The organism is Solirubrobacter phytolaccae (assembly GCF_027587195.1).
Taxonomy (GTDB): Bacteria; Actinomycetota; Thermoleophilia; order Solirubrobacterales; family Solirubrobacteraceae; genus Solirubrobacter; species Solirubrobacter phytolaccae.
Genome location: NZ_JAPDDP010000009.1, coordinates 122,305 through 137,465, shown reverse-complemented (window position 1 = coordinate 137,465; position 15,161 = coordinate 122,305). Strand labels below are relative to the sequence as shown.

The window sequence follows — 15,161 nt, the reverse complement described above, 5'->3', positions numbered from 1 at the left end:
GCCTTCCGCGTGCCCCGCCGGCCGCCCCGGCCCCGCGCTCGCCGCACGCCCGCGCCGCGCCCGCCACGCCGCACCTGCGCTCGTGCCGCGCCGGCTCGTGGGGGCCGTGCGATGACCCCACGGCCGCGCATCCTCGACGAGGTCGGTGCCGAGCTCGTGCGCGCCGCGCGGGCCGACGAGGCCGCCGCGCGCGCTCGGCGCGGCTGGCTCGCGCGCATTCCCCGCGCGGTCGTGCTCGGATTCGGCGCCGCGCTGCTGCTCGCTGCCGGCGCGGTCGCGGCCGGGCTCGTGATCGGCCGCGACGACCCGATCCCGCCCGCGCCCGCCGACCAGGTGCCGGCGGAGCTCGCGCCGGTGCCGGGCACCGCCAAGCTGAACGAGCTGAACGTCCCGGACCCCGACGGCGGTCCGGCGTGGGACGTGCGCACCTCGCGCAGCACCACCGGCGCGGTCTGCGCCACGGTCGGCCAGGTGCTCGACGGTGAGCTCGGGCTCGTCGGGCTCGACCGGCGGTTCCGCGCGCTGCCCGCCGGCGCCGCGGACACGTGCAGCACGCCACAGCCGCACGGCGCGACCCTGGCCGGCGCACGGGCGTTCCAGGGCGGCGGGCGGCTCAGCGCGCTCACGGTCGTCAACGGTGTCGCCGCGCCCGACGTGCGCGAGGTGATCGCGGTCGGCGGCGGGCGCACGCAGCGGCTGAAGCTCGGCCCGGACCACGCGTTCCTGGCGATCTTCAAGGGGTCGCCGGACCAGCTGCGCCCGCGCGTCGTCCTGACCGACGCGACCGGCAAGACCACGACGCTGCGGTTCGCGGACACGGGCGAGTACCTCGCGCCCGACCCCAGCGGCGGCGCGCCGTGGACGGTCCGGCGCGAGACCGTGCGCGTGCAGTCCGGCCTGCGATGCGTGCAGGCCCAGCGTCAACGCGGGCCCGACTCGCCGACGCCGCTGCCGGCCCACTCCGGTGTCGTGAACTTCTCCCCGCCCTCGGTGCCGCTGCGCTGCGGCGCGCAGGACCGCGCGTTCCTCGACGTGCGCCGCTTCGTCCCGTTCAATCAGCGAAGCGGGCAGACGTCGTGGTGGGGGCTGAACGCCGCGCGCACGATCGCGTGGGGCGCGGCGCCGCCCGGTGCGGTGGTCGAGCTGCAGGCGCCCGGTCCCGCCCGCCGGATCGCGGTCGACGAGCGCACGCACGCGTTCGTGGTGATCCTCGACGGGCACGTCGACCCGCGCACGGTGCGCCTGACCGTCGACGGCCGACCGCTCACGCCGCTCACCGGCGTCACCGGCCGCCGGGGCAACCCGCTCGAGCCCGCGCCGGCGACCCCGCCCGCGTGGCGTTCGGTGGCCTCGGTGGTCGAGCGCGTCGCGATCCCCGACCCGTTCGTGGCCGACCGCGCGACGGTACGGATCGCCCGCCAGGCCGACGATCCGACCGGCGGCGCCGCGTGGCGGCTGCGCTCGTGGCGCGCCGGACAGAACGCGAAGCTGCCCAGCAACGGACCCAACCAGGAGCGCGAGTTCCGGTGCTTCCAGATCGGGCACCCGGGTCCGGGAGGCACGCTCGTCCTGCCGCAACCCGGCGGGCGCGACCGCACGCTCGACCTCGCGCGCGACGCGTACTGCAACGGGCCCAAGTGGCTCGCCAAGCACGCCGGCGGCGCGATCTCCCGCGTCGAGGTCGACGACCCGCTGTCGGCCCACGCGCGACCGCTGCGCACCGTCGTCGCCGGCCTGCTCGGCGCGGGGGTGCGCAGCGCCGAGCTGCTCGGCGCCGGTGCACCGCGTCCACTGGCGCTCGGACCCGACGGGACGTTCCTGCTCGTCGTGCCCGGCGACGAGGCCTTCGGCGAGCTCCGCGTCCGCCAGACCCGCACCGACGGCACCGTCCGTACCTCCCGCGCCAACGACCTCGCGGCCCCGTGCCGGCTCCAGCCCGGCCGCAACGTCCGCGTCGCGGACCCCGACGGCGGCCCGCCCTGGGTCTACGGACGCTCCAGCATCGGCGACCGGTCCTGCGCCTTCACCGCGCGCGCCATCGCCGGCCGGCTCGCCTACCTGAACCCCGAGGACGCCACGGTCATGTTCGGGCCGGGCTCGTACTCGTCCGCGCCGCCCGGAACCCGCAGCCGCCGGCCGTCGCGCAAGCCGCGCCTGCGCTTCGGGGTCTCGGGTCCCGGCAGCGAGCCGGCGTGGACCGGTCCTGACGCACCCCCGCTCGCACCGCAGATCGCCCGCCGCACGCTCCCCGGCCGCACCATCGTGACCGGCGAAGCGCCGCCCGACGTCGTCACCGTCACGATCCGCACGCCGCGCGACGTGCGCACCGTCAAGCCCGTCGGCGGCCTCTTCATGGCCGTCTACGACGGCGCGTTCTACACCGGCGAGATCGTCGTCACCGGCCGCCGCGCCGACGGCACCACGCTCACGGAACGCCAGCCCGCGACCTACCGGTAGCGGCGCACGCTCACTCGTCCGGCTCGTCGGCGCCGATGAGGCGCTCGAGCCGGACCGACGGGTTGCGCTGCGCGAAGCGGTCGAGGATGAAGCGGTTCGGGAACACCGCCAGCTGCGTGCCGTCCGCGCGGACGAACACGTCCGTGTGGCCGGGGTCGGCCAGCACCTTCGCGGCGCCCTCGGCGTCGGTGCGGCGCGCCGCCTGCCAGGGCAGCATCTCGGTCCGCACGTCGGCGCCGAACTCGGTCCGCAGGCGCTCGACGGCGACCTCGAACTGCATCGGGCCGACGCCGGCCAAGACCGGGACCGGGTCCTGCGAGTGCTCGCGCCGCAGGACGTGCACGACGCCCTCCTGGTCGAGCTGCTCGAGCCCGCGGCGGAACTGCTTGTGGCGGTTCACGTCGCGGTTGGAGACGGTCACGAAGGACTCCGGCGTCAGCGTCGGGATCGGCGGGAACTGCACCGGCGCGCCGAGGTAGAGCGTGTCGCCGACGCGCACGTCGCCGCCGATGATCACGCCGAGCACGTCCCCGGGGAACGCCTCGTCGAGCACGACGCGGTCCTGGCCGAACACCTCGTGCGCGAAGCTCAACGCGAGCGTGCGGTCGGTGCGAGCGTTGGTCACGCGCATCCCGCGCTCGAAGCGGCCCGAGCAGATCCGGATGAACGCCACGCGGTCGCGGTGGCGCGGGTCCATGTTGGCCTGGACCTTGAACGCCAGCGCCGCGAACGGCTGGTCGACGGGGCGCAGCTCGCCGTCCTCGGTCGCGCGCGGGCGCGCAGACGGGGCGATGTCGCGCAGCGTGTTCAGCAGCTGGCCGATGCCGAAGTTCCAGGCCGCCGAGCCGAACAGCAGCGGGATCTGCTCGCCGCCCAGGAACGCGTCCTCGTCGAACTCCGCGCCGTCGACGTCGATCAGCTCGAGCTCCTCGCGCGCGGTCGCCCACGCGGGGTCCGAGCCCTCGTTCTCGACGTCCACGACCTCCTCGAGCGCGGCCGCGCTGCCGCCGGTCACGCGGGTGAAGCGGTGGAAGGACTCGTCGCGCCGGTCGATCACGCCGCGGAAGTCGCCCGGGATGCCGACGGGCCAGGTGAGCGGCACGAGCGGCAGCTCGAGCTGCTCGGTCAGGTGGTCGACGATCTCGAGCGGCTCCATGCCAGGGCGGTCGTACTTGTTCACGAACGCCATCAGCGGGATGCCGCGGGCGCGGGCGACGCGGAACAGCTGCTCGGTCTGCGGCTCCACGCCACGGGCCGCGTCGATCAGGATCACGGCGGCGTCGACGGCCGCGAGCACGCGCAGCGTGTCCTCGGAGAAGTCCTTGTGGCCGGGAGTGTCGAGCAGGTTGAAGACGACGTCGTCGTACTCGAAGCGCAGCACCGTCGAGGTGACGGAGATGCCGCGGCGCTGCTCGACCTCCATCCAGTCCGAAGTCGCCGACTTGCGGCCCTTGCGCGCGGTCACCGAGCCCGCCTCGCCGACCGCCCCCGCGTACAGGAGCAGCTTCTCGGTGAGCGTCGTCTTGCCCGCATCCGGATGCGAGATGATCGCGAAGGTACGGCGACGCGCCGCCTCCCGCACCAACGTTGGATCTGCCGCGCTCATGAAAGTCCAGAGTACGAGCGTGGATACGCTGGTCGGGCCAGTGTCTCCCTGCCGTACCCGAGACTTCCGCTGAGCCGCCAACGTTCCGGTTTCCTGGCGGGCCTCGCGGCGTACCTGCTGTGGGGGCTCTTTCCGCTCTACTGGCCGCTGCTCGAGCCGGCCGGTGCGGTCGAGATCCTCGCGCACCGGATCCTGTGGTCGGTGGTGCTGCTCGTCGCCGTCCTCGCGTTCACGGACGGCTTCCGCTGGGCGCGTGAGCTGGAGCGCAAGAAGCTCGCGCTGCTCGCCCTCGCGGCGGCCCTGATCACGGTCAACTGGGGCGTGTTCATCTACGGCGTGAACTCCGGCCACGTGGTCGAGACGTCGCTGGGCTACTTCATCAACCCGCTCGTCACCGTCGCGCTCGCCGTGCTCGTGATCGGCGAGCGGCTGCGGCGCGCGCAGTGGGCGGCGGTGGCGATCGCGGCCGTCGCCGTGGTCGTGCTGACCGTCGCGTACGGGCGTCCGCCGTTCATCGCGCTCACGCTCGCGTTCTCGTTCGGCTTCTACGGGCTCGTCAAGAAGCAGGTCGGGATCGGCGGCACGCAGAGCGTCGCGATCGAGACCGCGTTCCTGTTCACGCCCGCGCTGCTGTGCGTGATCTGGTTCGCCGGCAGCGGCGAGGGCACGTTCGCCCACGAGGGCGCCGGCCACGCGCTGCTGATGGCGGGCGGCGGCATCGTGACCGCGATCCCGCTGATGCTGTTCGGCACGGCCGCGGTGCGGATCCCGCTGACGACGATCGGCCTGCTGCAGTACCTCGCGCCGATCATGCAGTTCGGGATCGGCGTTGGCATCCGCGGCGAGGAGATGCCGACCGCGCGCTGGATCGGCTTCGGGCTCGTCTGGGTCGCCGTGATCGTCTTCACCGCGGACAGCGTGCGCGCCCGTGCCCGGCTCGCGCCGGCCCGCGCGCTAGCGGCGAAGCAGTAGCGACAGCGCGACGAGCTCGCGCTGCGTGGAGGCCGAGGTGACGGCCGGGCGTTGGCTGGGCTGAGGCTTGGTCATGGGCGTTCACCCATGGTTGCGCGCTCTGCCCCGCGTGTGGATCACCCGCGGGGCTGAAGTCGTCAACCCCGCAGCGTCCTGACCGCCTCGGCCTGCGCGAGGGCGGCGCTCGGGTGCGCGTAGAACGCCAGGTGCGTGCCGGTCTCGAGCGTGAGCAGGCGGGCGTTCGGGATCGCGGCCGCGGCGTGGACGCTGTGCGCCACGGGCAGCTCCGCGTCGGCGTTGCCGTGCACGATCAGCGTCGGCTGCGTGATCCGCTCCAGCTCGAGCGTCTCGATCTCCGTGAACAGCCGGCAGTCGCGCTCGTAGCCGGCCTTGCGGGCGCGGCCGAGATCGACGGTGCGCGCGAGGTCGAGCACGAAGCGGCGCTTGACGTCGTCCTCGAGGATCTCCGCCAGGCGCGCCTTGCGCTGCTCGGGCGTCAGCGTCCCTTCCGTCTTGAGCGTGCCGTCGATCAGCTGCTCCGGCTGGTGCTCGGCCAGCATCCGGATGATGCGGGCGCCGACCTTCGTCCCCATCAGGAAGCGGTTACCGAGGTCGAGCGGGGCGACCGTGAACGCCTCGCTGACGGCGGCGATCGTCACGAGCGCGCTGATCCGGTCGGGATGGAGCGCGGCGAGGCGGTACGCGACCGGCCCGGCGCCGGACCAGGCGAGCACGCCGGCGCGCTCGATCCCCAGGTGGTCGAGCAGCGCGACGAGCAGGTACGCCTCCGCGTCGAAGCCGGGGTAGTCGCCGAGCGGCGTGTCGAGGTAGCCGGGGCGCGAGACGAGGATCGCCTCGAAGCCGGCGGGCAGGAAGCGCGCCATCAGCTCCGCCTGGTCGATGCCGCCGGGCGTGCCGTGCAGGACGAGCACGGGCGTGCCGCCGCCGATCGTGCGGTATTCGATCGGGCCGGCGTCGGTCGCGGCGATCTGGGTCGTGTTCAGCGTGTCGGTGGTCATGCGACCGAGTCTCCGCCCGACCCGCCGCTCCGTCCTCCGTAGCGCGCTACGGAACCGGTTCCCGACCGCTACGGAGGCTTAGAGGTAGCCCATCGGGTCCACGGGGTTGCCGTTGACCCGGGTCTCGAAGTGCAGGTGCGCGCCGGTCGAGTTGCCAGTGTTGCCGACGTAGCCGATGACGTCGCCCTTGCTCACGCTGGCGCCGACGGACGTGCCGTAGCGGACCTGGTGGGCGTAGCACGTGGAGAGCGCGCCGCCGTGCTGGACGCAGGTGTAGTTGCCGTAGCCGCCGGTCCAGCTCGCGAGGACGACCTTGCCGGACTCGGCCGCGCGGATCGGCGTGCCGACGGCGGCCGCGATGTCGATGCCGGCGTGCAGGCGGCCCCAGCGCTGGCCGAACGGGGACGTGAACGTGCCGCCGACGGGCCAGATCATCGAGCCGCTGCCCTGGCGGATCGGGCCGGGCGTGCCGGAGAAGCCGGCGAGCCGGGCCTGGATGCGCTGCTCTTCCTTCTGCAGCGAGACGAGATGGCTCTCGAGCTTCTTGCGGGACGTGCGCGTGGATACGAGCGCCTGGCGCTTGTCCGTGCGGGCGGCCTCGTGCTGCTGGCGGCGGTCGACGAGCCGGTTCTTGATCGCGAGCACTTCCAGCCGCTGCTGCGAGACGAGCTTGGTGACCTTGCGCTGGCGCGCTTCGAACTTGTCCAGCCGCTTCTCGGTCGCCGTCGCCTCGGCCTTCGCCTTCACGACGCGGTCGAGGATGCGCGCGTCCTGCTGGCTGACGCGCTGCATGAACTCGGTGCGCGTGATCAGGTCCGCGAAGCCCTCGGACTCGAGGATCACCGTCACGAGGTCCGGCTCGTCGGTCTTGTAGAGGTAGACGAGCCGGTCCTTGAGCGCCGCGCGAGACTCCGCCAGCCGCGCCCGCAACCGCGTGAGCCGGGCGCGCTCCTTGCGCAGGTCCTCCTGCAGGCGGGACAGCTCGGCGCGCTTCTTGGTCAGGTCGGCCTCGATCTTCCCCTGCCGCGCCTGCAGCGTCGAGATGTCGCCCTGCAGCGTGTTGATCCGGCGCGAGTAGCCCTCGATCGTGCTCGTCAGCGACCGCTCGCGGCGCTTCTTGGCCTCGATCTCCCCGCGCTTCTGCTCGATCTTGCGCTGCAGCTGCTGGCCGTTCGAGGCGACGGGCAGAAACAGCCATACGACGAACGGCAGCGCCGCGAGGGCGAGGATGAGGCGACCGTGAGACATCCGGCGAGCATCCTAGGCGGGGACCCCCGTTTTCCCCGCAAGGCGGCATTCAGCGGCGCACGCGATAGCGCACGTGGACGACCCCGTGCTCGCCCGCGAGCACGCGCGTGCGCTCGAGATCGGCGGGCTGATCGGCGAAGAGCCGCCGCCCCGCGCCGAGCACGATCGGGACGATGTGCAGCTGCAGCTCGTCGAGGACGCCGGCCGCGAGCGCGAGCTGCGCCGTCGTGTCGCCGTGCACGAGCACGTCCTTCTCGCCGGCGGCCTCCTTGGCGGCCGCCATCGCGGCGCGCACGTCGCTCACGTAGCGGATCAGCGGCCATTCGCTCTCGGTCTTGGTCCGGCTGAGGACGAAGATCGGCACGCCGTCGTGATGGTCGCCGCCCCAGTGCCCGGCGGGCTCGATCGTCCCGCGTCCGCAGACGACGGCGCCCGTCGCGAGGATCTCGTCGAACAGCTCGCGGTTCACGCCTTCGACGGCGACCTGCTTGTGGTCCGGGCTGGGCACGATCCAGTCGTGCAGGCGCTGCCCGCCGTCGCCGAGCCCGTTCTCCAGGCTCACGTTCGGGCCGGCGATGAAGCCGTCGAGGGACATCGACATGTCGAGGACGGTGGCCATGGTGCGTCTCCTTTGGGTTGCGTTTCTACCTGGGCGACGAACGGGAGGCGCCGATTTCGACAAAGTTCAGGGTGCCGTCCCGATTGCGTGCGCGGCGCATTCGGCGTTGACTTCACACCGTGGCGACGCACGCGCAGCTCGAGGCACGGGAACCGCAGGCCGAGCACGATCGGACGGAGCGTGGGCGACGCTCCCCCGATCCGGCCGTCGCGGCCGTCCTCGAGCTGCAGCGCGGCGCCGGCAACCAGGCGGTCGCGCGCGTGCTCGCCCGCCGCACGCAGCCCAAGCCCCAGCACACCGGCATGCGCGACGACGGCCGGATCGCCGAGTACGTGCGCAAGGCCGTGATCTTCATCCGCAACAACCCGACGGCGCCGCTTAACCACTTCGCGCGCTTCCTCGGGGCCGCGGCCAACGTGCAGCTCAACACGCTCGGCGTGCCCGACATGAACGTGGTTGTCAAGGCCAACGGGGGCGGCGGCGCGCACTTCTCCGCCGAGTTCTGGCAGATGTTCATCGACGAGGACGGGTTCACGCACCGCGAGGGCGTCACCACGCTGGGCGAGCTAACCGACGACGAGGCCGCGATCATCGCGATGAACGTCTGGCACGAGGCGCGCCACGCCGAGCAGCGCTTCCGCGTCGCCCGCGTCGAGGCGGGTGCGGGCCGGCCGATCGGGTTTCCCCAGATCGACGCCGACGTCGGCGAGGCGGCCGAAGCCCAACCGCTGACTCAGCGCGCGATGCCGGCGCACGAGGTCCGCGAGACCGAGGCGTGGCGCGAGAACCAGCTCGGCGAGGACTCGGTGTACCGCCAGGCGGTGACGGGCTGGCAGAGCGAGGTGCGGCAGGCTTCAAGGCTCGCGCACGGCGTCGCGCCTGAGGAGGTCAACCAGCAGAAGAACCCGCTGCAGCCGGCAGACGTGCGCGACCAGATCGGCCGGATGCTCAAGGGCTGGAACAAGCCCGGCGCGGGGATGGAGGTCGTGCGCACGCATCTCCCCAGCGCCGAGCGGCGCAAGCGGACGACGATGATCGCCGACATCAAGCTGATGATCCAGTGCTTCGCGACCGCCCAGGCGGAGCTCGCCGCCCTCCCCGCGCAGCCCGGCCGCGCGGACTTCGCCAAGCTCGCCGACGCGCTCCGGCAGCTGGTCCGCGCGATCGACGCCGCCTACCGCAACCAGCCGGTCGAGAAGGATGCGCACGAGACCGGCGGCGCGGCCTTCGACGCGTTCCACGGCGAGCTCGCGAAGCAGCGCGCCGCGAAGCCGTGACGGACAACGCGGACGCCATCGCGCGGCGCTTCACCGACGGGGCCGAGTTCCTGGCGACGGTCGAGTCGCGCGCCACCGAGTCGGCTCGCCGCTGGGCGTTGAAGCTGCTGGAGCCGTTGCCGATGGGCATCGGCGGCTACCTGGTCGGCGTGCGCACGAAGGACGGACGGGACGCCGTGCTCAAGCTCTCCCCGACTGCGCCGCCGCAAGCTCGTGCGAACCGGCTGGAGGTGTACGCGCTGCGTCGCTGGGCCGGTGCCGGCGCGGTCAACCTGCTCGCGCACGACGCCGACGCCGGCGCGCTGCTGCTGGAGCGGTGCACGCCCGGCGTGACGATCGACTCGCTCCCCGACGAGGAGATGATCGTCGCCGGTTGCGCGCTCGCCCGGCGCCTGCAGCGCGTGGCCGACGCCAAGGACCGGACGACGCTGCCGGGCACCGGAGACGTCGTCTGCCACGGAGACCTGAACCCGGGCAACCTGCTCTCCCACCGCGACGGCTGGGTGGCGATCGACCCGCTCCCGGTCCTGGCCGAGCCGGCCTACGACGCCGTCTCGCTCGTCTGGTCCAAACGTGACTGGCTGCTCTCCCAGCCTGATCCGCGGCGCGTCCTCGATCGGCGCCTCCAGCTTGCGGCCGCGGCGCTCGCGGTCGACGCCGACCGCATCCGCCTACAGACACTGAGACGGATCGAGGCGCTGCTCACCGAGCGAGCCTCGTGGGGCGGTTACGACGAGGCGCCCTTCGTCGCGCTGGCCGCGTTGCTCGATCAGCCGGAGTAGAGCGCGCCGCAGGGCGAGGTCGTAAGCGCCGTGCAACACCCGTCGGCCAGGTACTCAGGTGCTGGCGGTCCCGCAGCTCCAGCCGAGCCAGGAGCCACAGGACGCCGTCGACGGGCAGCGCCGCTCCTCTGCGACGATCTCGCTCAATGTCGATCGACCCGTACGGTGGGCGCGAGCCGACCAGCCACGAGCGCCGCGCCGGTGTGCCGTGGGACGCGTCGTACACCGACGGCCCGGCGCCCTGGGACGTCGGCCGGCCGCAGCCCGCGATCGTGCGCGTCGCCGCGACGTTCATCGGCCCGGTGCTCGACGCCGGTTGCGGGACGGGCGAGAACGCGCTGCACGTCGCCGCACGCGGCGTACCGGTGCTGGGCGTCGACGTCGCCGGGAGCGCCATCGCGATCGCGCGCGACGCGGCCGCGCGGCGCGGGATCGAGGCGGAGTTCGAAGTGGCGGATGCGTTGCACCTGGAGCGGTTGGACCGGACGTTCGCCACAGTCCTCGATTGCGGACTGTTCCACACGTTCGACAGCGAAGAGCGGACAGCGTACGTGGCCGCACTGACGGCCGTGACGCGTGCCGGCGGCCGGCTGTTCGTGCTCTGCCTCAACGACCAGCCGCACCCGGTCAGCGAGGCCGAGCTGCACGCGGCGTTCGCCGGCGCCGCCTGGCGCGTCGCGACGGTCGTGCCGGAGCGGATCGAGACCCGCTTCCACGCGGGCGGCGCCGTCGCCTGGCTGGCGACGGTCGAGCGCCTTCAGTAGCGCCACCGGCGCAGGACGCCGCCGGACACCTCGGCCAGCTCGCGACCGGCCCGGTTCTGGCGGGTCGGGCGGAAGCCGTCGATGCGGCCGACCATCGCGCCCGCGGCCACATCCCACAGCGTCAGGCCGTCGTCGCCCGCCGCGAACAGGCGGTCGCCGTCACCGAAGAAGTGGCCGGAGGGACCCGCGAACGCGGTGAGCTCCTCCCCACCCGCGGCGAAGAGGCGGGCGCCGTCGAGCATCCAGTCGTCGTGGGTGCCGATGCCGCCGATGGCGATCCGGTCGTCGTCGAGCCAGCACAGGCCGTGGTTCCAGTAGTACGCGCGGTCCGTGAGCCGCACGTGCGCGTCCAGCGTCAGCGGCCAGACGGTCGGGATGCCGTACGGATGCCAGACCCAGCCGTCGTCCAGCAGCCGGCGGCCGTCCGGGCTGACGAGCAGGCGGCCGTGGAAGTAGTCGAGCTCGCGTTCGTGGGCGACCAGCGCCTCGCCGGTCGACGCGTCCGACAGCGCGAGGCGGTTCCACGCCGTGCGATGCACGGCCACGGTCCGGCCTTCGTGCTCGCCGAACGCGAACGACAGCGGGACGGTCTCCGGGTGGTAGTCGCCCCCGTCGAGCGTCAGCGTGCGGCGGCCGGTCGCGAGGTCGCACACGGCGCCGTGATGGCCGTGGTCGTTCGTGACCGCGGCGAACGCGCCGTCCGGCGACACGTGCAGGCGCGCGGCGCCGCCCCAGAACGCGTGCGCGGGCTCCGCGGGCGGCAACTCGACACGGCACACCGGCTCGAGGTCGCGATGGATCGTCCCGTCGCGCAGGACGAACAACCACGCGTCGTCAGCGGGCGCGAAGTCGAGGATCTCCCACGGCAGGCGCGTCAGCTCGACCCGATCGTCGAACGGCTCCGCCCGCTCGCGCACCTCCGGCGCGCCGCGGATCCCGACGAGGTCGGCGTCCTCGAGCTCGGCCTCGCCGACGGCGACCAACGCGATCGTCCCGCCGCCCTCGCGGTGCGCGACGCACTCCGCGCACAGCCGCTCGCGCTGAAGGCCCACGCCGGTGAACCACTCGTAGTAGGACGGACCGTCGACGCTCGAGGTCAGCCCGACGAGATGGCGACACACCGGTTTCGTGCCCACCCGCTCAAGCCTACGTACGTGCCGCTGCGCATTGCCGTAATCGGCTACTGAGGACTCGCCGCCCGAGCGGAAGAAGGATGCGCCCTGTTGCTCCCTCTTCCCTTTGAAAGGCCCGCATTGACCCTCTTCTCCCCCACGCTCGCGGCACTCGGCGCGAGCGTGATCGTCCTGCTCGGCGTCGTCGCCCCCGCCGCTGAGGCGGACGCGAGCGCCCCGTCCGGAGCGAGCATCGTCGCCCCCGGCGCGAACGACTTCGTCGGCACGGACGACGTCCGCGTGCGAGTTCGCGCGGGCGCGAAGGTCACCGCGATCCAGGCGTTCAACGGCACCCACGACGTCACGCGACGGTTCAAGCGCCACGGGCGCGTGTGGAGCGCCAAGCTGCCGCGCTCGGTCATCACCCCCGGCACGAACAAGCTCGTCGTGCACGCGCTGGCGGGCAAGCGCTCGGGCGAGGCGACGACGATCACGTTCATCGCCGGACGCGCTTCGGCGTCCCCGCTCAAGCTCCGCTCGGGCCGCACCGTGAAGGCGGGTCAGATCCCCGTCGCGATCGCCACGCCCACGGCCGCCCGCGCGGAGCTGCGGGTGAACGGCACGCGGGTCGCGAGCGCGCGCAACGGCGTAGCCGCGAAAAAGCACGAGTGGCTCGTCTCCCGCCAGGACGGGTTGCGCGCCGGCCGCAACACGCTGACAGTCCGGACCTATGACCAGGACGGCCGCCACGCCACGAAGCGCTGGACGGTCACGCGCCCGGCGGGCGCGCCGTTCGCCGAGGCCGGCCCGCAGTCGCGCACCGCGAAGGCCGGCCGCTGGCTCAAGCTCGACGGATCGGCCAGCAAGGGGCGCAAGCTCGCCTACGCATGGCGCGTCGTCGAGGCGCCCGACGGCGCGAAGCCACGGCTGCGCGGCGCCCGCTCGTCGACGCCGCGGTTCATGCCCGACCGGGCCGGGACCTATCGGCTCGCGCTGCGGGCCACCCACCGCGGGCAGGCGCGGGCGAGCGCCGCGAGCGCCGCGTCCGAGGACGTCGTGACCGTGTACACCGCGCCGACGTTCGGAAGCCAAGGCCTGTACGTCGACACCGCCCTGACGCTCGGCAGCGCCGCGTCGATCAGCTACGGCGGTGAGTCGTACGCCGCCGCGAGCCCGACGAGCCCCGACCTCTTCCTGCAGATCGAGCCCGCCACGTTGACGGTCAAGCAGACCGGCGATCACACGCAGATCACGCCGCAGGCCGGAATGATCACGATCGGCGTCTGGACCAACGCCACCGTCCCCTACACCACCAACCAGCACGGCTCGATGGTGTGGATCGGGACGCAGCTGGTGGCCCACAACAGCTCGGTCGGCACCCCGGTGTCGAACCTGCGTGGCTGGCTGACGCCGACGACGCCGACGGGCGTGACCGCCAAGTGGGTCGGGGCGGACTACCTGCAGGTGCAGACGCGCACCGCCAACCCCGACGCCACGCAGAACACGATGTCGATCAACGGCACGGCGTACTCCGCCGCGCTCCCGGCGGGTGCGATCGCGGGCTACCACGCGCTCGCGCTCGACAACGCTGGCGCTCCGCGGTGGTCGAACCTGTACCCGATCTATGGCGTCGCGGGGACCGACACCGCGATCGAGAACCTGCTCGCCGTCGAGCTCAAGGCGCAGGCGGCCCAAGGTGGCACGCTGCTGATCCAGGGCTTCGGCAACCTGCCGTCGGTCGCGCAGGGCAGTGAGCTCGGCGCGCAGCTCGACGCGCTCGGTGGCCGCTCGGACGTCGCGTACCGGCTCAACGGGACCCACGACGCCAACGGCGGCGCGTACGCGCTGATCGCCGCGCTCCGGAGCAAGGGTCTGCTGTTCGGCTGGCACGGTGAGGAAGCGTCGTTCGAGCGCACGGGCGGCGGCGCGCTGACCGCGTTGCTGTGGCGCGATGCCGAGGCCAACGACTACATCGTCCAGCACGCCGACGACGCGGACATCAGCGCCGGCCCCAACCGCTACCAGTACCTGCCGCTGATCTACGGCGCCCCGACGGCGTACACGAACGTCATCCGCGACGCCGACAACGACGCGCTCGTGTCTGCGACGCCCGGCCAGAGCGCGGCGATGGCCGCGATCGTCGCCTACGCGATCCAGCACCGCTGGACCGTCTCCGATCCCGGCTCCAAGTGCCCGGGCGACCTCGACGCGATCCGTGCCTCCTACTGCACGACCAGCTCCCAGGACCTCCAGAACCTCAAGGACGGCATCACCAACCAGCTGCCCGCGTACACGACGACCGACGCCTACACGCAGCAGGACCTGACGGACGCGAGGATCAACTTCGAGAACGAGATCGCCGACGTGGCCACCGTCCAGGCCGACCTGGCGACCTACGCGAACCTGTACGCGGTCAAGGGCAGCCTGCAGGCGATCGTCGACGCCAACGTGATCGGCCAGACGATCGAGGAGAACAAGCAGCTCACGCTGATGAGCCAGGGCTCGACGAGCACCGACACGCTCAACATGATCAACGCGAGCCTCGCGATGATCTCCGCGTTCCCGGATGTCGGCTTCATGGCGTCCTTCGTCGGAGGCATGTCGGCGATGGCGCAGTCGGTCGCCAGCGCGGACAACCCGACGCCGACGATCGCCAACGAGGTCGAGCTGACCGAGGCGAACGCGCTCGCCACCGTCGCCGCGACCTACTCGGGCGCCGCCGGCAGGTTCGGCGACATCGGCAACTACCTGGTGCAGGATCCGCAGAAGCTCCTGACCGTCGCCTACGCGCTCTCGAAGGGCGAGCTCACGCTCACGCCGGACCGGCAGGAGGACCTCTCGGCGAGCGCCACGTACGGCATGCGCCAGTTCCTGTGGGGCACGATCCTCTCGACGAGCTACGGCGCGTTCATCGCCGACCCCGCGCTCGGCAGCAACCCCGAGTGCTCCTACGGCCTGAGCAACGAGTGGTACCCGATGAAGGGCCTCGGCGCCACGGGCAACAGCCACTGGGCCTGGGCCACGCCGGACACCGGCGGCAAGGCCTTCAACTGGTGGATCGCGATGCTGCAGACCAGCGACCCGCTGCAGTACGCGTACACGCACACGGGCATCGGCCTGCCGACCACGGTGACCGACCCGCTGTTCTCACCGATCAACCCCGCGCTGCCGGTCGACCAGCAGGTCAACGTCGGCGCCGTCGCTCCGTACTTCTGGATCGACTACCTGCCGTTCAACACGCTGCGCGCGGTCAATACCGCGAGTGACCCGAACCCCACCAAGGGCTGCTTCCTCCCGGACTGAGG

The 15,161-nt window shown here is 72.6% G+C and carries 11 protein-coding genes; 6 read left to right on the top strand and 5 right to left on the bottom strand.

Features of this window, described 5'->3' with window-relative positions; genetic code table 11:
* Positions 1-111: 111 nt before the first annotated feature.
* Positions 112-2,457, top strand: coding sequence for a hypothetical protein (locus OJ997_RS07445; protein ID WP_270024438.1), 2,346 nt, complete (start codon positions 112-114; stop codon positions 2,455-2,457).
* A gap of 10 nt (positions 2,458-2,467) precedes the next feature.
* Here OJ997_RS07445 and OJ997_RS07440 read toward each other — a convergent pair whose 3' ends face one another.
* Positions 2,468-4,063 carry a peptide chain release factor 3 gene (locus OJ997_RS07440; protein WP_270024437.1) on the bottom strand — a complete coding sequence of 532 codons (1,596 nt, stop codon included), beginning with the start codon at positions 4,061-4,063 and terminating at the stop codon, positions 2,468-2,470.
* A gap of 69 nt (positions 4,064-4,132) precedes the next feature.
* Here OJ997_RS07440 and rarD point away from each other — a divergent pair, with 69 nt between their 5' ends.
* Complete coding sequence (gene rarD / locus OJ997_RS07435; RefSeq protein ID WP_443732120.1) at positions 4,133-5,035, top strand: EamA family transporter RarD; 903 nt, start codon at positions 4,133-4,135, stop codon at positions 5,033-5,035.
* Positions 5,036-5,172: 137 nt separating this feature from the next.
* Here the strand turns inward: rarD and OJ997_RS07430 are convergent, their stop codons facing one another.
* From OJ997_RS07430 to OJ997_RS07420, 3 genes are all read right to left on the bottom strand, one after another.
* On the bottom strand, positions 5,173-6,054 hold the full coding sequence (locus OJ997_RS07430) for an alpha/beta fold hydrolase (RefSeq protein ID WP_270024435.1): 882 nt from the start codon (positions 6,052-6,054) through the stop codon (positions 5,173-5,175).
* A gap of 78 nt (positions 6,055-6,132) precedes the next feature.
* On the bottom strand, positions 6,133-7,302 hold the full coding sequence (locus tag OJ997_RS07425; protein ID WP_270024434.1) for a murein hydrolase activator EnvC family protein: 1,170 nt from the start codon (positions 7,300-7,302) through the stop codon (positions 6,133-6,135).
* Between the two features lie 49 nt (positions 7,303-7,351).
* A complete protein-coding gene (locus OJ997_RS07420) occupies positions 7,352-7,921 on the bottom strand; it encodes a dihydrofolate reductase family protein (RefSeq protein WP_270024433.1) in 570 nt (189 codons plus the stop codon).
* A 119-nt stretch (positions 7,922-8,040) separates the two neighbouring features.
* Between OJ997_RS07420 and OJ997_RS07415 the strand changes: the two genes are divergently transcribed.
* The 3 genes from OJ997_RS07415 to OJ997_RS07405 all read left to right on the top strand — a co-directional run bounded on the left by OJ997_RS07415 (position 8,041) and on the right by OJ997_RS07405 (position 10,744).
* A complete protein-coding gene (locus tag OJ997_RS07415; protein WP_270024432.1) occupies positions 8,041-9,198 on the top strand; it encodes a hypothetical protein in 1,158 nt (385 codons plus the stop codon).
* Positions 9,195-9,980, top strand: a complete 786-nt coding sequence (locus OJ997_RS07410) for an aminoglycoside phosphotransferase family protein (protein ID WP_270024431.1) — start codon at positions 9,195-9,197, stop codon at positions 9,978-9,980. The genes OJ997_RS07415 and OJ997_RS07410 overlap by 4 nt, the downstream gene beginning before the upstream one ends.
* Positions 9,981-10,126: 146 nt before the next feature.
* Positions 10,127-10,744, top strand: a complete 618-nt coding sequence (locus tag OJ997_RS07405; protein ID WP_270024430.1) for a class I SAM-dependent methyltransferase — start codon at positions 10,127-10,129, stop codon at positions 10,742-10,744.
* Here OJ997_RS07405 and OJ997_RS07400 read toward each other — a convergent pair.
* The gene (locus tag OJ997_RS07400) at positions 10,738-11,880 is read right to left on the bottom strand and encodes a WD40 repeat domain-containing protein (protein ID WP_270024429.1); all 1,143 of its coding nucleotides are present in this window, start codon (positions 11,878-11,880) and stop codon (positions 10,738-10,740) included. The genes OJ997_RS07405 and OJ997_RS07400 overlap by 7 nt on opposite strands.
* 117 nt (positions 11,881-11,997) lie before the next feature.
* Between OJ997_RS07400 and OJ997_RS07395 the strand changes: the two genes are divergently transcribed.
* Complete coding sequence (locus OJ997_RS07395) at positions 11,998-15,159, top strand: hypothetical protein (RefSeq protein WP_270024428.1); 3,162 nt, start codon at positions 11,998-12,000, stop codon at positions 15,157-15,159.
* Positions 15,160-15,161: the final 2 nt, after the last annotated feature.